The sequence below is a fragment of the Tissierellales bacterium genome (genome assembly GCA_025210965.1).
GTDB lineage: Bacteria > Bacillota > Clostridia > Tissierellales > JAOAQY01 > JAOAQY01.
The window spans coordinates 30,818-47,711 of sequence record JAOAQY010000094.1 but is presented as its reverse complement, the minus strand read 5'-3'; the positions used below and the strand labels follow the sequence as shown (position 1 = coordinate 47,711).

Here is a 16,894-nt window from a genome sequence, read left to right as displayed (position 1 = left end):
TAGGAAATGTTACAAAGCAAGCTTCTTCAGAAACTGGAATTCCAGAAGGATTACCAGTTATTGCATCAGGTTCAGATAAAGGTTGTGAAACATACGGAAATGGTTGTATGAATCAAAATACGGCTAGTATATCGTTAGGATCATCTACTACTATACAAACTACAATGGATAGGTATAAAGAAATTGTTAAATTTATACCACCATATCCTTCAGTTGTTTCTGGTCTATACAATCCGGAATTTCAAGTTAGACGTGGATATTGGATGGTTTCGTGGTTTAAAAATGAATTTGCTCAAAAAGAAGTTATGTTAGCAAAAGAACGTAATTTAGAGCCTGAAATATTGCTAAATGAGGCACTTAAAACAATACCACCCGGTTCTGATGGACTATTAATACAGCCGTATTGGGGTGCAGAACTTAAGAGACCGGAAGCAAAGGGCGCGATGATAGGATTTGGAGCAATACATACGAGACACCATATCTATAGGGCAATAGTCGAGGGAATTGGATACGCACTATTAGATGGTTTGAATATGATAGAAAGTAGAAATGGAAATACTATAGAAGAAATTGCAATATCAGGTGGAGGGGCTCAAAGCGATGAGATTTGTCAAATTTCTGCGAATATGGCAAATAGACCAATTTATAGAGTACAAACTCATGAGACATCAGGTCTTGGTGCAGCGATGGTATTGTTTACTGGAATGGGTTATTTTGAGAGTCCAGAAGATGCTGTTAAAAACATGGTACGAAAAACAGACTATTTTTATCCAGAAGCAGGTGAGGCAGAAATTTATAAAGAGCTTTACGAAAAGGTATACAAGCAGATGTATGGAAGGCTTAAGCCTATTTACAAAAATATATATGAAATAATAAACGGATAATAATGTAATTCATTATTATCCGTTTTGTTTATTGGTCTATGTGATCAATTATAAAGTTTTTAAATGTTTCTGATAGTGGAGAAAGATAACGATTAGAGTGATAAACGAAATAGAATTTTCGTTTTAAATTTAAATTCTTGATAAATATTGGTTTTAAAACACCTAAATCGGTTTCTCTTTCAACTGCAACTTTTGATATGAAGCTAACACCCATATCTAATTCTATAAAACGCTTTATAGTTTCATTATTACTTATAGTAGTATGAGTTTTAAAATCTGAAAAAGAATGTCCAGATTCCTTTAGAGCATCTTCAATTAGAAGTCTAGTTCCAGAACCTTCTTCTCTAAGAATCAGATTCAGACCTTTTATATCTTCAAAATCTACTTCGCTATATGCAGGCCAAGGGTATTTAGAAGTATTATTAGCAGTTACTAAGACTAATTCATCATCCATCAAATCTATGTAATTTAATGATTTATAAGGATACTTAGCTCCTACTATTCCAAAATTGGTATAGCCATCAAGTATGCTTTGAATTACATCTTTAGAATCACCAGAGCTGATATCGAACCCAACATAAGGGAAGTCTTTTGTAAAAGCTTTTAACAATTTAGGTAAAACATATTGTTTGGGAATTGTACTTGAACTAATTTCCAAAATACCTTCAATTTTACCTTGATATTTATTGATATTAAAATGTGCAGCATCACGCATATTAATTATTTCAATAGCGTAATTGTAAAGCATTTCACCAGCTTCAGTAGTTGATATTTTTTTACCAGAACGATTAAATAGAGGCATACCAAGTTCTTTTTCCAATGCCTGTATATGATTAGTAACAGTTGGTTGAGTCAAAAACATCTTGGCTGCAGCTTTTGAAAAGCTTTTCAAATTTACAACTTCTATAAACGTTTCTAATTGTCTAAAATCCATAAAATCACCTTCAAATATATAAAGTTAACAAGTACAGCAGTCAAGCTTTTGAATCGTAATTGTCATCTACTAATTATAACACATTTATAAGGTGAGAATACTTGTATGAAAAGAATTGTAAACTAAGTTAAATTAAATTTAATAATAATATACAAAAGTGTTATAAATCTAATTTATAACTAGATTAGACGAATATTGACGGTTAAAGGAAAAAATTGTTAAAATAGAGTAATGATAGTTAATTGCAAATCTAATGGGGTAAAAACGAAAAGAGAGACATCGCGAAGATGTAAAAAAGGAGGAGATTGTGGTGAAAAAATATTTTATAAAAAAGACTATATTGGCTACTTTAGGACTAGTGTTACTAACAGCTTGTGTTCCTTCAAATGAGTATCAATCTGCTGTGAATCAAGTGTCAGAGCACGAAAATAAAATATCAGAACTAAAAAAGCAAAATGAGAATATGAATTTAGAAATAGAGAATTTAAAGGATCAACTAGGTAGTGCTGAAATGACTGTGACAGAAAAAAATAAAGAACTAAATGAGATAGAAGAAAAACTTACAAGTTTAAAACAAATAAATGAAAAATTAGAAGCAGATAATAAAAAGTTGCAGTACTATGAAAGATTGAGAGATTTTTCAGAAATAGAAGAGGACTATAATTTATGGGTTAGTGCTGAAAATTATAAGCAAAATTTTATTAAAATATATGATGAAAAATCTGAGAGAATTGAAACAAATGAACAATCGCCTGTTGGGGTAAACTTTAAGATAAGAAATTTAGGAGACAAGGATATTATTTCTCTTAGCGTAAAAGTTTATTACTTAGATAATGAAGGTAGAGCTATTTACGAGAGCAGTTATAATGCACTAGGCGATGAAATGCAATCAACAGAAGCTTTAGGAAACGTATTAAAAGCAGGTTATATATGGGAAAGTAAAAAAAATTATGTTGTAATTGAGAAGTTTGTGCCTAGTGAATGGCAAAACGGCAATATAAAAATTGAGATAGATGGTATTAAATTTGAAAAAAAATAATATTTTTGGGAACTTTTTTTAAAAGTAGTCGTCTAAAGATGTGAAAAGGGAAATGAAAAGGAGGTGTAAAAGTGGACCGAGAGAGGATTTTGATTGAGGATAGTCAATCAGGGCACGTGAAAGCTTTCGAAGAGCTGATATTGAGCTATGAGAAAAAAGCGTATAATATTGCTTATAAAGTACTTAGAGATGAACAAGATGCCTTAGATGCATCACAAGAAGCTTTTATTAAGTTGTATAAGAACATAAGTAAATTTCAATTTCAATCAAGTTTTAGTACGTGGCTTTATAGAATAGTTATGAATACAGCATTGGATTTTAAAAAGAAAAAGAAACCTCAAATTGTTAGTTTGAATGAAACTTATGAGGATGGAAACGAAAAATTGGAGTTAATCGACAAAAATTTGACTCCAGAAAAAGCATTAGAAAATAAGTTGTCAAGAGAATTCATAAAGAAAGGCATAGATAGTTTAGATGATGATCATAGAACGGTTATTTTACTTAGAGATGTAGAAGGATTTAGTTATGATGAAATTGCAGAGATTACATCTTCTAATAAGGGAACTGTAAAATCAAGAATTAATAGAGGTAGGAAAAAACTTAAAAAATGGCTAATAGATAGTGGACAAAATTATAAAACTTAAGAGAAAGGAGGTTAGAAATCATGAGATGCGATGAATTTAGAGAATTATTGGATGAATATATAGATAATGAATTAGATGAGATAAAGAAAAAGCAAATGGATTTGCATATATTGTCGTGTGAGGAATGCAGAAAAGAATATGAGTTTACATTAGAAATTTTGGAGTTAGCGCGAGAAGAAGTGGAACTTCCAGAAAATTACCATTCGGCATTGTGCGAAAAATTTGAATCTATAGAATTGAAGCCAAATAATGAATTGAAATCAAAAGATGAATTAAGCGATAAAAGAATGAAATCAAACAAAAAGAACAAATGGATGCGAAAATTAGTGCCATTAAGTTCAGTTGCTGCAGCACTTGTGCTGGTTGCAATTAGTTATCCTATGATGAATCGCAATAATATAGATAGAGATACAATGTATGAAATGGCGAGCGAAGAAATGCCAGAAGCATACGAACAAAAGGCAAGAGGGTTTGATGTAGGAAATGCAGAACAGCTGAAAATGGCAAATACAAGTGAATCTGCAAAATATGGAGCAGACTTCGGTGCTACTGAAGCTAGTCTAAATAGCATGGAAGTTCAGACGGGAATCAGAACGAAATCAGTACAGAGAGAGAAAAAAATCATAAAAAGTGGTTCTATAAATATTAAATTAGAGTCATATGACGAGAAAATGAATATCATAGAGGATTATTTGAATGAAAATGGAGCATATATAGAGAATAAAGAAACTTACACAAATGGTAAATTGAAATCTAGTGAGATTACTATACGAGTACCTAAGGAACACTTTGATGGATGTGTAGAATTTATAAAGACACTAGGAAAAGTGGTGTACGAAGAAACCGATGCTCGTGATATAACAAAAGAATATTATGATACGACTCTAAGACTAAACAATATGAGAGCTCAGAATAATAGGTACAAAGAACTACTTCAAAGAGCGGAAACAGTTGAAGACTTGTTGAAGATAGAAGCTGAAATGTCTAGACTTGCAATTGATATAGAGCATCTTGAAGGAACTCTTAAAAACTGGGATGACAAAGTACAGTATTCAAGATTAGATGTTTCTATAGAAGAAGTCAGTTCGCTTGAACCACAGATTGAAAAAAGAGATGAGAACTTAGGAAAAAGAATAAAAGACGGTTTTATATTGGAAATGAATAAACTTTTCAAAAATATAGAAAATGCTATTGTTTTCTTAACAAGTAATGCTATATATATTATATTGGGTATAGGTTTGTTTGGAAGTGTTTATTTATTTATTAAAAATAAAGTGCTTAAAATTAAGAGGAGGAAAAAAAATGAAAAAGATAGCTAGTGTATTATTAATTATGGTGATGATGTTAGGTAGTGTAATGCCAGCAATGGCAGCAGAAAATACGAATTTTATTGCAGTTTCAGGTCAAGGAAGTGTTTGGGCGGAACCAGACCAAGCTAGTATAGAAATCGGTGTAAAAACAGAAAACAAAGATACTAAGATTGCACAGGAAGAAAATGCTAAAAAAATGGCAAGTGTCATGAAGTCAATTAAGGCAAATGGATTAGAAGACAAAGATATACAAACTATAGAGTATAGTATTTATCCATTGACAAAATATAATGAAAAGACTAGAGAATCTGAGCTTTATGCTTATAGAGTAGTTAATAGAGTTAAGGTAGATGTTGATGATATTGATAAAGTAGGCAAAATAATAGATGATGCTACCAAAGCTGGATCAAATCAAATAGGTCAAGTGAACTTTACAACTAGTAAAAGTGAAGAACTTTACTTACAAGCACTTGCAAAAGCTATTTCAAGTGCAAAGATGAAGGCAAGTGCTATGTCAAAAGCAGCAGGTGTGGTTATAACGACTCCATCGAGCATAGTAGAGAGTGCATCTTATGTAGCGCCATATAGAGGATATGAAAATATGATGCTAAAATCAGCAGATGCAGCATCGACAAGTATTAGTCAAGGCCAGATAGAAATAAGAGCAAATGTAAGTATGAATTTCAACTATTAAATGTATTTAAAAACTGCGAGTGGTTCTAGTTTAGAATTACTCGCAGTTTTTTTGTAAAATAAATTTGTAAAATGGTATATCCTACTGAGAAATAGATTCAAATGAGTTATAATATATAGAGAATACTAAATTGGAGGATGTTATGAACTCAATATTTTTAGCAACACCTGAATTAATTTGGAAAAAAGCCAAATTATCTGTACCATTTAGCGAGAGTAATGAATATGCTGAGCGCTATTTTTTCAAAATGATGGAGAATTTAAAGGAAAAGTTTGATATAAGCCATTGTATATTTGTAGGAGAAAACAGAGAAGTAGATTATACAGAAAAGACGAAGAACTTTATAGATAAGTACTTTATAGATGACTGCTCAATAGAAAAAATAGCAGGAAAATTACTATTGTCAAATGACAAGGTATATATATTAGATAGTGAAATATTAAAACTTGAAAATAGCTGGGAAAATCAATTATTTGAAGTGAATTATAAAGTAAATCATTCTATAGAATATAATCAATATGTAGGATATAAACTACAAAGTAATTATTTAAACAGAGACGATATAACTAAGACGTTCATATTGAAGGCAGAAGAAAATAATCAGATAAAAATTTTAAATTCATCATACCAAAATATTGAAGAGTTGAATGAACTTGAGAACAATGACTTAAATTATAAGTTGGATTTAGACGATTATAAATATGAAGTTCTAGGAAAGAAAAAAATAAGAACAGAAAAAATAGAATCTGCAGAAAGTCTAAGTGAAGTATTGAGCAAAGTGCAGTCAAAAATCTATTTTAAATGTTTATATGATGGAGAAAAAGCTTATTATGGAACTCCTGTATCAATGGCTTTTGGAATAGATGATTTAGAAATTATGTACTATACAGATTTTAGTTTGGTTTTAGGTAATGCTGAGTTTGAAAAACTTATGGTAAATTCGAGTATTGGCAAGTATGGGCATCATATTAAAGATGATCTGATTTTATTAAAAAAAGAGAATATAGAAGTGGTAAATCTAATGGGCGATAGTATGATAGCTGCATATATTTTAGATCCATCTATTGATGATTATGGAATAGATTATATAGCTCAAAATTATTTGGATGAAAAAATATCTAGTGAAGAAGAATTGCTTGGAAAGGGAAAACAGAAAAAATGTTATAGAGATATTGAAGATATAGAACTTGAAAAATACTTAGTGAGCTATGTAAGTGTAATAGCTAGAGTTCAAGATAAATTAGAAGAAAAGATGAAAGACTTGGGAATGGAACAATTGTATTTTGATATTGAATTGCCACTAGTAGAAGTATTAGCAGATATGGAATATGAGGGAATCAGTGTTGATAGAGAGGGTTTAAAAAAATTAAATGATGAATTTGGTTCGGTGATTATAGGGCTAAAATCAAGTATTTATCTATTGGCTGGACGAGAATTTAATATCAATTCTCCAAAACAATTAGGCGAGGTGTTATTCGAAGAAATTGGACTGCCTGTAATAAAGAAAACAAAAACAGGATACTCAACTAATGCTGAAGTATTAGATAAATTACTTGATAAACATGAAATAATTCCGATGATACTCGAATATAGGAAGCTTTCTAAATTGGTATCAACGTATGTAGATGGACTTCAAGATTTAATCGATGATAATGGCAAAATTCATTCATCGTTTAATCAAGCAATAACTACTACTGGTAGGATTAGTAGCACTCAGCCAAACCTACAAAATATACCTGTCAGAACGAAAGAGGGACGACTTATAAGAAAGGTATTTGTACCGACTGAGGGGCGAAAATTGGTTGATGCAGATTATTCTCAAATCGAGCTCAGAGTTTTAGCCCATATATCAAAAGATGAAAATTTACAAAGGGCGTATCTTGAAAATGAAGATATTCATACCAAAACAGCTGCAGAAGTATTTTTTGTAAAGCCAGATGCAGTTACAGATAATCAGAGACGAGTAGCTAAAGCTGTCAATTTTGGTATAGTTTATGGAATCAGTGATTTTGGTTTATCTAGAGATCTCAAAATATCATTGAAAGAAGCTAAAACTTATATTGATGCTTATTTGAATTTGTATTCTAGAGTCGATGAGTATATGGGGGAGATTATAGCTACAGCTAAAGAACAAGGTTATGTTGAGACTATTTTTGGAAGAAGAAGATATATTCCAGAATTGAGTGCATCTAATAAAAACATTCAGAGTTTCGGAGAAAGAATAGCTTTAAATACACCTATACAAGGAAGTGCTGCAGATATAATAAAATTAGCCATGGTTAAAGTGTATAAATCTCTGAAAGAAAAAGGTTTAAAGTCTAAGTTGGTACTTCAAGTTCATGACGAATTGATAATAGATGCTACCGAAGATGAAATCGAAGTGGTACAGAATTTATTGAAAAAAGAAATGGAGCAAGTTCTTAAACTTGATATTCCTTTAGATGTAGATATGAAGGCTGGTGATAGTTGGTATGAGACAAAATAGTAGAATTATTGGATTAACTGGGAACATTGCGTCAGGAAAATCTACAGCAGTAGGCTATCTAATAGAAAAAGGATATCCAATTGTAGATGCAGATAAGATATCACATAGTGTGACAAAATTTGGAGAAGAAGGTTATATTGCAGTGGTGAATCACTTTAGTAGTAATATCCTCTCGGCAGATTTGAGCATTGACAGAGATAAATTAGGGCATATAGTATTTAATAATCCTGAAGAACTAGGAGTTTTAAATAATATATTGCACCCTATAATTCGAGAAAAGATAAAAAGCACTATAGAATTCTTTCTAGAGGAGTATCCAGTAGTTATAGTAGATGTTCCTCTTCTGTTTGAAGTATTGGAAGATTTGAATGATGCGGGTATAATATTTGATGAAATCTGGATGATTTATGTAGATGAAAAAGAGCAAATAAAGAGGTTAATGAAAAGAGATGGTATAGCAGAAAATTTTGCGATTAAAAAAATAAAGTCGCAGATGAGTAGTAAAGAAAAGTGTGAAAAAGCGGATTATGTTTTAGATAATAATGGAAATTTAGAAACTCTATTTCAGCAAATAGACAGAGGATTAGAACGCTTAGATATTGAGGTGAAATGATGAATTTAAGGAAAAAACTCATTATATCGACATTTACAATGCTATTTATAGCATTGACAGGATGCGGTATGCAGGATGTAGATAATTTAGAACAAAAAGAGATTAAAACGCAGAACGGTGTAGAAATAAATGAAAATTCAAATGAAATATTAGAAAAAACTGATCTTAGAGTGCCTATTAGCTATGTGAAAAGTAAAAATCCTTATATGGTAAAAGATAAGAGCTTGATATATTTTAACAAATTAATATTTCAGGGATTGTGTGAATATAATGGCGATTTTGATCTTGAAAATAAATTGGCGAAATCTGTGGAAAAAAGTGAAGATGGTAAAAAAATCACTATAAAACTAAAGAGCAATGTGAAGTGGCATGACGGCAGTAATCTCAATGCAGATGATGTAGTTTTTTCTTATAATTTAATGAGAAGTCAATATCAAAAAAGTGGGTATAAAGATCTATTTGAAGCTGTTTTTGATACATCTGTTAGCTTGACTTCTAAGTTTAGAATTCAAAAAGTAAATAATCAAGAGATTGTAATGATATTTGACAAGAATTATGTCAATGCAGATTATCTATTAACATTGCCAATAGTTAATAGAAGAACAACATTGAACGGACTTAGAAATCAAAATAGTAGTTATAGCAAAATTATGACTAATGATTATGAGTTCAAGGTGAATGGTACAGGTCCTTATAAACTTGAAGAGCATAAAGTTTTAAAAGAGTATTCTATAATTGCATTTGAAGATTATTTTGAAGGGATTCCTCAAATTAGAAATATAAAAGGAATAATTGTGTCTGCTAAAGATGCATTCCTAACGAGTGTACTTTCTGGGATAACAGATTTGGCAGTCACTGATGAGTTAGATTGGGGAAAATATGTAGAGAATAAAAGATTAAAACTATATGATTATTCTGGAACTTCTATAGATTTGATATTTTATAATTATAAAAATAGTATATTAAAGAGCGATATTGGAAATACTATTCGCTTGGCTATTGCAAATGCAATTGACAGGGAAGATATAGTTCGTAAGTCATTTTTATCTCATGGAGTATCAGCACATACACTTAGACATCCTAAATTAGAATCAGAAGGGCAGAGCTTTTTATATGATCAATATGATTTGTCGAATTTTGATCAAGTTATGATTGAAAACGGCTACAATCTAGGAGATGATGGGTACTATTCGAAGGGGAGTAGAGTTCTGAAGTTTAATATGATAGCTTTGAAAGATGATATAAGACTTAAAGAAATAGAAATTATACAAAAAAACCTTAAAGCTATAGGAATATTAATTAATGTAAATTTATATGATGATATGGAGTTATTTCAAGAAGCTTTAGTGACACAAAAATTTGATATGGCAATTGCTACAGTAAATATGCCAATTAGCGATTATTATGATGATTTGGTGAAAACTAGAGGTGCTTTGAATTTTGGAGGATATTCTAATAGTGATATTGATACCAGATTAAATGAATTAAAAAATCTAAATGGTCAAGAAATAAAGCAAAGAACTGAGGAATTACTTAAGCTCATTACTCATGAACAAGTAGTAACGCCTATAGCTTATAGGGATAGGGTTATATTGGTTGATGATAGAATTGGAGGAAGTATTGATCCGAATATGTTTGATATTTATGAGAAAATTATAACTTGGAATATAGGTTTGGAATAAAATCAGTAATCTAGGGGAGCATAGCCTCTTCTAGATTACTGAAAAGTCTAAAGATAGCGAAAATTTAACTAAGCATTGACAAATTGACATAATATGCTAAAATAATATAGTAAGTTAAATGAGCGGATATGGTGGAATAGGCAGACACGTAGTGTTGAGGGCGCTATGGGAGTGATCCCGTGCTGGTTCGAGTCCAGTTATCCGCACCAAATTTTTAGCAAGGGAGACCTTGCTTTTTTTTTATCCTTTTATACTATTGATATTTGTTTGAAAAAGTGTAGTATATAGATATATGATTATTGGGGGTGCTTTTGTGGAAAATATAAAGAAGAAGGCAATTTTTATTATGCTTTTAACTATTTTTGTATGGGGAGTTTCATTTTTAAGTATTAAAGTGGTGGTTCAAGTTATACCGCCTATGAGTCAAGGTGCGGTCAGGTTTCTAATAGCTAGTGCGATATTGGTCGTAGTAAAGAAGATGAGTGGGAATAAACAAAAAATAGAACGTAAGGACTACAAAGATCTTTTAGCGGTAGGTGCTATTGGAATAAGTTTGTATTTTTATTTTGAAAATTCAAGTATGCTTTATTTGCCAACGTCAATAGCGGGAATATTAATAGCAACTATTCCAATATTCACCATGATATCGGATGCTATATTTTATAAAGTGGCTATTCCAAAGATCAAATGGATAGGTGTAGTATTGTCTATATTTGGAGTATACTTGATAGTTTCAAATCAAGAAATAGGAATTGGTGCGGATCGTAGTATATTTTTGACAGGATTAGCAATGATGATTGGTGCAATTTTTTCTTGGATTGTATATGCAATGTTTATGAAAAAACTTAGTTACAAGTACGACTCACTTACCATAACTTGTTACCAGTCGATAGTTGGAGCTCTTTGTTTTTTGCCATTTTCATTTGGAGAAGAAATTTTGTGGTCTCGAATAGATTTTGTAATAATATTGAATCTAATTTTTTTGAGTGTAATTTGTAGTGCAATGGCTTTTTTGGGCTATAATTTTGCAGTTGCTAAAATAGGAGCGAGCGAATCATCTATATACCTAAATTTGATGCCTATAGTTACAATGGTTGCAGGAGTATTGGTTTTTAAAGAAAGACTTGGCTACATGCAAATACTCGGCAGTATATTGGTATTAGCTTCGATTTATATTGTGGAACACGGATTAAAAGTTAAATCAAAAATTAAAGCCAATGTAGAAACTAAGCGCGATGTTTCTTGATTTGGTTAGTTAATTTTGATATTTAAAAGGATATCAACTCATTAAAATCGAATACTTATTTTAGATGAGAAAGTACTTATGAAAGGAAGATGTTTTATGAAGATGAAGCTAAATGAGATACAAAAAGTTCTTCAGGCAGAAGTTTTAACTGGAGAAAATCATTTGGATATTGAAATCGAATCAGCTTTTGGAGCGGACTTGATGAGTGATGTATTGGCGTTTGTCAATCAAGGAACGCTATTGCTTACTGGGCTTGCTAATCTTCAGGTAATAAGGACGGCAGAAATGAGTGAAATACATGCAATAGTATTCGTACGTGGTAAGAATCCTACAGAAGAAATGATAGAGCTCGCAATAGACAATGAATTGGTACTTATGCGAACGGAAGATATAATGTATGTTGCATGTGGTAAATTATTTCAAGAAGGACTAGAGGGTGTTGATATTCAAGGGGTTGTGCGATAATGGTTAAAAGCGGTGATGCTATGAAATTTTCGTATGAAATAGAGGCAAATAATTTTGATACAGCGGGAGAAGTTTCAAGCAAATTGAAAAGAGTACTAAAACAGCTAGGACTAAATAGTAAAGTGATAAGACGAATTGCAGTGGCTGCTTATGAGGCAGAAATAAATGTTATAATTCATTCGGATGGCGGCTTTATGGAAGCATCTATTAGTCAAGATGAAGTAAATATATCATTTGTTGATAAAGGGCCAGGCATAAAAGATATTCCTTTGGCAATGACAGAAGGGTTTTCAACAGCTTCAGATCAGGTCAGAGAATTGGGATTTGGAGCAGGTATGGGGTTACCAAATATCAGGCGATGCACTGATGATATGGAATTGAAGTCTAGTGAAGAGGGAACGGTTTTAAAAATGTTATTCAAATTATGATAATGGTGGTGGATGCGTATGAGTCAGTATTTTCATTCAGTTGTGTTAGACGAAAAATTATGTATGGGATGCACTAATTGTATGCAACGATGCCCGATGGAAGCAATAAGAGTTAAGGATAGAAAAGCTATAATAGATAAAGAAAGATGTATTGATTGCGGAGAATGCATACGTGTGTGCCCATATCATGCTCAAAAATCAGTTACAGATAATATAGATATTATAAAAGATTTTAAATACAAGGTAGCTTTAGTACCTATAACGATTTATGGTCAATTTGAAGACAATACGAAAATGGATAGAGTTTTCGAGGCAATAAAGAATATGGGATTTGATTATGTTTATGATGAAGCAGTATTTGCTGATTTAGCTAGCATAATGGTCAAAGATGAACTTAGAAATAAAAAAATTGATGGACCGCTTATATCATCTCATTGTCCAGCGGTTATTAGACTTATTCAAGCGAGATTTCCAGAACTGATAGAAAACTTAGTTACGGTAGAATCGACAGTTGAAATTGGCGGTAGAATGATTAGAAGAGAACTAAAAGAAGAATTGAATTGTGAAGATTCAGATATAGGCATAGTGTATATTTCTCCATGTACAGCTAGAGTTACCAGTGTAAAAAGGCCACTTGGAATTTGGTATTCGGCACTTGATGGAGCAGTTTCATTTAAGGACATATATGGAGATCTTGTTAGAAATTTAAAAGTTATAAATGAAAGTAGTTCTTATAGAAAAGGAAACCTAGAGGGAGTCAGATGGGCGTTCTTAGGTGGACAAAGTGAATCAATCAATAGTCATAAATATGTAGCGGTAGATGGAATATTCAATGTTATAGATGTGTTGGAAGCTGTAGAAATGGGTAAACTAGATAGTGTTGAATATATAGAGGCATCAGCTTGTGTTGGTGGATGTGTAGGAGGGGCTCTAAATATAGAGAATCCTTATATTGCTATTGGGCGATTGAAACATTTAGAGGTTATAAATCATGGAAATTTGAAATATGATGAGGAGCAAGTTTTAAGGATGCTTAGATCAGGGTTTATGCATTGGGATAAAGAAATAGTTCCAATTGAAATAATGCCATTAGATGATAATCTAGTGAAGGCTATGCAAAAGATTGAAGAGCTTGACAAGATAGTGAAGATGCTACCAGGTTTAGACTGTGGTTCTTGTGGTGCACCAAGCTGTAGAGCGTTTGCAGAAGACATAGTGAGAGGGTTTGCCAAGATAGAAGATTGTAAATTTAGATAGGGGGCTATTATGAAATTAGAATCTATTATGAAACTAGGTAATATAAAAGAAGTTACGGACAACGCAATTTCAAAGGATATTGATTTAAGAGGGGTTTATATTGGAGATTTGTTAAGCGTAGTGATGGGAAAAGCTAAAGAAGGTCAATTATGGCTTACTATACAAACTCATTTAAATATAATAGCTGTAGCATCGTTGTTAGAAGTTGCAGCAATAATAGTTGTAGAAGGGATGAAAGTAGAAGAAGCGACGATAAGTAAGGCAAATGAAGTTGGAATTCCTATATTTGAAAGTGATATGTCTGCATATGAACTGGCGAAGGTACTAGCTGAAGAAGGTGTCTAGATGAAAGTTTATTATGATCTACACATACATTCTGTTTTATCACCTTGTGCAGATGATGATATGACACCTAATAATATAGTTAATATGGCATGGCTTAAAGGATTGGATATAATAGCAGTTACAGATCATAACCAAAGCGGAAATTTAGAAGCGATTCAAGAGCTTGCAAAAGAAAAAGATATATTGCTAATTCCAGGAATGGAGGTAGAATCAAGGGAAGGTGTGCACTTGCTATGCTATTTTAAAAGTTTTGAAAATGCTTTTATTATGGCACAAGAAATGTATTCATCATTACCTGATTTGCCATGCACAGAGTTCTTTGGAAAACAGCAATTGATGGATGAAGAGGATAAAGTGATTGGAAATTTAGACAAATTACTTATTTCAAGCACTAAATTTAGTATAGATGAGATATATACTATAGTAAAAAAATTAGATGGGATAATGGGATATGCTCACATTTATAGAAAATCAAATGGGATACTAAATGTATTAGGTTTTTTGCCTGAAAGTCCTAAGGTTTCATTTATAGAAATAAATTCAAAAACTGAAGATGATAGCACTTATAAACGAAAAATGCGTATAATTTCTAATTCTGATGCTCATAGATTAGTTGATATGAATGAAGCTATTAATTGTATGAATATAGATGACAAGACTATAAAATCAGTATTTAAATGGCTTGGAGGTTTTTAAAATGAAAGAATTATCTCTTCACATACTTGATATAGTAGAAAATTCGTTTAAAGCAAAAGCGAATTTAGTTAAAATTATTTGGAAAGAAAATATAGCTGAAAATAAAATAGAACTTATAGTTGAGGATGATGGAACGGGTATGAGTGAAGAACTTTTAGAACGTGCAACAAATCCTTTTTTTACAACTAGAACAACTAGGAAAGTAGGGCTGGGGTTATCATTATTAAAAGCGACTGCTGAGAGGTGCGGAGGATGCTTTTGTATAAGCTCAGAATTGGGAAAAGGAACAAAATTAGAAGTCTGGTTTGAGCGTAACAATATAGATCTACCACCACTTGGTGATTTTGTGAATACTATAGTTAGTTTGGCTGGCAATCAATATAATTGCGATGTGTTACTGAAAAGGAGTATAAATGAAAATTTTTATGAATTAGATACTAGAGACATAAAAAGAGTGTTAGAATGCGAAGATTTAAGTGAAGTAGATATATTAATGTGGATTAAGGAATACTTGAAAGAAAAAGAAGATAAATTACTAGATTGTTAGTTATCTATCAACTCTTGTGAGAGAATGTAATAGGTGATATAATTTAAAAGGATATTGTATACAATAAAAATGGTTCTGTGTTTGGATATGAAATCATATCCCTTCTATAAATCAAGAAAGTCTCTGAATATAGCCATGAATTGGGGACTATCTTAAAAATCCTTTGTGCTTTAGTATAGAGGATTTTTGTGTGAATCATGGCAAAAGGGTCATTAATAAAAGGATTCTATTTTGAAAAAAGGATGTGTTTACATGTCCACGCAAAGTAGGAAAAAAAGACGAGGTGAAAAGTATGAAGCTAGAGGGGTTAACATTTAAAGGTGGCATACATCCGCCACATTTTAAAAGTTTAACTGAGGCAAAAACTGTTGAAAAGGCAAATGAGCCTAAAATGGTTGTTATTCCATTGCATATGCATATTGGAGCGCCTTGCGAACCAGTGGTAAAAGTTATGGATGAAGTAAAAGTTGGACAAATGATTGGAGAAGCTAAATCTTTTGTTGCGGCGAATATTCATTCGAGTGTATCTGGAAAGGTAAAGAAGGTTGCAGATGTTAAAACACCACTTGGTAAAGCAAAAGCAGTTTTTATTGAATCAGATGGGAAAAATGAATTACATGAAAGTGTAAAGCCAAAAGGATCAGTGGAATCACTTTCGGCAGAAGAATTACTTGCAGTAGTAAAGGAAGCAGGTATAACTGGTATGGGTGGAGCAAGCTTCCCAACCCATGTCAAATTATCGCCACCTAAAGACAAGCCAATTGATGTGGTGATATTAAATGGTGCAGAATGTGAACCATATTTGACAGCAGATCACAGACTGATGTTAGAAACACCAGAACGTGTTGTTGAAGGTCTTAGAATTATAATGAAAATTTTGGGTGTTAAAGAAGGTTTTATTGCAATAGAAACAAATAAACCTGATGCAATAGAAGCTATAAAAAAGGCATCTGAAAAATATAGTAATGTACATGTAGCATCACTTATTCCTAAATACCCTCAAGGGGATGAAAAGAGAATAATAAATGCTGTTACAGGAAGAGAAGTTCCATCTGGCGGATTGCCAATGGATGCAGGAGCAGTAGTTGATAATGTGGGAACAGCCGCTGCTATAGCTGATGCTGTAACAAAAGGAATGCCATTAATAGAGCGAATAGTTACTATCACAGGTAGTGCTGTCAAAGAGCCTAAGAACTTATTGGTAAAAGTAGGAACTTCATTTAGTGAGGTTATTGAACAATGTGGTGGAGCGAAAGAAAATATTGGTAAAATTATCATGGGTGGACCAATGATGGGATTGTCACAGTATACGGATGATATACCTGTAATAAAAGGTACATCTGGTATATTGATGTTAGATGAATCAGAATCTAAAGTACCACAAGCAGAAGCATGTATTAGATGTGGTAAGTGTGTAGACGCTTGTCCAGTACATCTTCAACCTTTATTTTTGAGTCAATATGCTATGAAGAATCTAATTGATGAAGCTGAGTCTATGCATGTAGCGGATTGTATAGAATGCGGATCATGTTCGTATATATGTCCAGCAAGAAGACCACTTGTAGAGACTATTAGATTGGCTAAAAGAGAAGTAATAGCGCGTCGACGCAATAGATAAGAGGGGG

General features: G+C 32.1%; 17 protein-coding genes and 1 tRNA gene. 17 read left to right on the top strand and 1 reads right to left on the bottom strand.

Going from position 1 to position 16,894, the window contains the following annotated elements:
- A partial coding sequence (locus N4A40_07340; GenBank protein MCT4661662.1) for an FGGY-family carbohydrate kinase occupies positions 1-884 on the top strand: 884 nt, incomplete at its 5' end.
- Positions 885-912: 28 nt separating this feature from the next.
- Here the strand turns inward: N4A40_07340 and N4A40_07335 are convergent.
- Complete coding sequence (locus tag N4A40_07335; protein ID MCT4661661.1) at positions 913-1,818, bottom strand: selenium metabolism-associated LysR family transcriptional regulator; 906 nt, start codon at positions 1,816-1,818, stop codon at positions 913-915.
- A 310-nt stretch (positions 1,819-2,128) separates the two neighbouring features.
- Here N4A40_07335 and N4A40_07330 point away from each other — a divergent pair, with 310 nt between their 5' ends.
- From N4A40_07330 to rsxC, 16 genes are all read left to right on the top strand, one after another.
- Positions 2,129-2,857 carry a hypothetical protein gene (locus N4A40_07330; protein ID MCT4661660.1) on the top strand — a complete coding sequence of 243 codons (729 nt, stop codon included), beginning with the start codon at positions 2,129-2,131 and terminating at the stop codon, positions 2,855-2,857.
- 71 nt (positions 2,858-2,928) lie between these two features.
- Positions 2,929-3,501 (top strand): sigma-70 family RNA polymerase sigma factor, encoded by a 573-nt coding sequence (locus N4A40_07325; GenBank protein ID MCT4661659.1) that lies wholly within the window; start codon positions 2,929-2,931, stop codon positions 3,499-3,501.
- Between the two features lie 20 nt (positions 3,502-3,521).
- Positions 3,522-4,820: a DUF4349 domain-containing protein gene (locus N4A40_07320; protein ID MCT4661658.1), complete on the top strand. Its 1,299-nt coding sequence runs from the start codon at positions 3,522-3,524 to the stop codon at positions 4,818-4,820.
- A complete protein-coding gene (locus N4A40_07315; GenBank protein ID MCT4661657.1) occupies positions 4,804-5,505 on the top strand; it encodes an SIMPL domain-containing protein in 702 nt (233 codons plus the stop codon). The genes N4A40_07320 and N4A40_07315 overlap by 17 nt, the downstream gene beginning before the upstream one ends.
- Positions 5,506-5,647: 142 nt before the next feature.
- Complete coding sequence (polA, locus tag N4A40_07310; GenBank protein MCT4661656.1) at positions 5,648-7,990, top strand: DNA polymerase I; 2,343 nt, start codon at positions 5,648-5,650, stop codon at positions 7,988-7,990.
- On the top strand, positions 7,977-8,603 hold the full coding sequence (gene coaE, locus N4A40_07305; protein ID MCT4661655.1) for a dephospho-CoA kinase: 627 nt from the start codon (positions 7,977-7,979) through the stop codon (positions 8,601-8,603). Before polA ends, coaE begins: the two co-directional genes overlap by 14 nt.
- Entirely contained in the window at positions 8,603-10,285 is a 1,683-nt protein-coding gene (locus N4A40_07300) for an ABC transporter substrate-binding protein (protein MCT4661654.1), read from the top strand. Before coaE ends, N4A40_07300 begins: the two co-directional genes overlap by 1 nt.
- A 122-nt stretch (positions 10,286-10,407) precedes the next feature.
- Positions 10,408-10,494, top strand: a tRNA-Leu gene (locus tag N4A40_07295).
- A 104-nt stretch (positions 10,495-10,598) separates the two neighbouring features.
- A complete protein-coding gene (locus tag N4A40_07290; protein MCT4661653.1) occupies positions 10,599-11,531 on the top strand; it encodes a DMT family transporter in 933 nt (310 codons plus the stop codon).
- A 96-nt stretch (positions 11,532-11,627) separates the two neighbouring features.
- Positions 11,628-11,996 carry a DRTGG domain-containing protein gene (locus N4A40_07285; GenBank protein ID MCT4661652.1) on the top strand — a complete coding sequence of 123 codons (369 nt, stop codon included), beginning with the start codon at positions 11,628-11,630 and terminating at the stop codon, positions 11,994-11,996.
- A complete protein-coding gene (locus tag N4A40_07280) occupies positions 11,996-12,424 on the top strand; it encodes an ATP-binding protein (GenBank protein MCT4661651.1) in 429 nt (142 codons plus the stop codon). Before N4A40_07285 ends, N4A40_07280 begins: the two co-directional genes overlap by 1 nt.
- An 18-nt stretch (positions 12,425-12,442) precedes the next feature.
- Positions 12,443-13,681, top strand: coding sequence for a 4Fe-4S dicluster domain-containing protein (locus N4A40_07275; GenBank protein MCT4661650.1), 1,239 nt, complete (start codon positions 12,443-12,445; stop codon positions 13,679-13,681).
- 9 nt (positions 13,682-13,690) lie between these two features.
- On the top strand, positions 13,691-14,026 hold the full coding sequence (locus tag N4A40_07270; GenBank protein ID MCT4661649.1) for a serine kinase: 336 nt from the start codon (positions 13,691-13,693) through the stop codon (positions 14,024-14,026).
- Positions 14,027-14,722: a PHP domain-containing protein gene (locus N4A40_07265; GenBank protein MCT4661648.1), complete on the top strand. Its 696-nt coding sequence runs from the start codon at positions 14,027-14,029 to the stop codon at positions 14,720-14,722.
- A gap of 1 nt (position 14,723) precedes the next feature.
- Positions 14,724-15,269: an ATP-binding protein gene (locus N4A40_07260; protein ID MCT4661647.1), complete on the top strand. Its 546-nt coding sequence runs from the start codon at positions 14,724-14,726 to the stop codon at positions 15,267-15,269.
- Positions 15,270-15,561: 292 nt separating this feature from the next.
- Complete coding sequence (gene rsxC, locus N4A40_07255; GenBank protein ID MCT4661646.1) at positions 15,562-16,887, top strand: electron transport complex subunit RsxC; 1,326 nt, start codon at positions 15,562-15,564, stop codon at positions 16,885-16,887.
- Positions 16,888-16,894 lie beyond the last annotated feature (7 nt).

What these genes read in the sequence shown, in the direction of transcription:
- N4A40_07335 (MCT4661661.1), bottom strand. Translation starts at nt 1,818, where the DNA reads ATGGATTTTAGACAATTAGAAACGTTTATAGAAGTTGTAAATTTGAAA.
- N4A40_07320 (MCT4661658.1), top strand. Translation starts at nt 3,522, where the DNA reads ATGAGATGCGATGAATTTAGAGAATTATTGGATGAATATATAGATAAT.
- N4A40_07315 (MCT4661657.1), top strand. Translation starts at nt 4,804, where the DNA reads ATGAAAAAGATAGCTAGTGTATTATTAATTATGGTGATGATGTTAGGT.
- polA (MCT4661656.1), top strand. Translation starts at nt 5,648, where the DNA reads ATGAACTCAATATTTTTAGCAACACCTGAATTAATTTGGAAAAAAGCC.
- coaE (MCT4661655.1), top strand. Translation starts at nt 7,977, where the DNA reads ATGAGACAAAATAGTAGAATTATTGGATTAACTGGGAACATTGCGTCA.
- N4A40_07300 (MCT4661654.1), top strand. Translation starts at nt 8,603, where the DNA reads ATGAATTTAAGGAAAAAACTCATTATATCGACATTTACAATGCTATTT.
- N4A40_07285 (MCT4661652.1), top strand. Translation starts at nt 11,628, where the DNA reads ATGAAGATGAAGCTAAATGAGATACAAAAAGTTCTTCAGGCAGAAGTT.
- N4A40_07280 (MCT4661651.1), top strand. Translation starts at nt 11,996, where the DNA reads ATGGTTAAAAGCGGTGATGCTATGAAATTTTCGTATGAAATAGAGGCA.
- N4A40_07275 (MCT4661650.1), top strand. Translation starts at nt 12,443, where the DNA reads ATGAGTCAGTATTTTCATTCAGTTGTGTTAGACGAAAAATTATGTATG.
- N4A40_07270 (MCT4661649.1), top strand. Translation starts at nt 13,691, where the DNA reads ATGAAATTAGAATCTATTATGAAACTAGGTAATATAAAAGAAGTTACG.
- N4A40_07265 (MCT4661648.1), top strand. Translation starts at nt 14,027, where the DNA reads ATGAAAGTTTATTATGATCTACACATACATTCTGTTTTATCACCTTGT.
- N4A40_07260 (MCT4661647.1), top strand. Translation starts at nt 14,724, where the DNA reads ATGAAAGAATTATCTCTTCACATACTTGATATAGTAGAAAATTCGTTT.
- rsxC (MCT4661646.1), top strand. Translation starts at nt 15,562, where the DNA reads ATGAAGCTAGAGGGGTTAACATTTAAAGGTGGCATACATCCGCCACAT.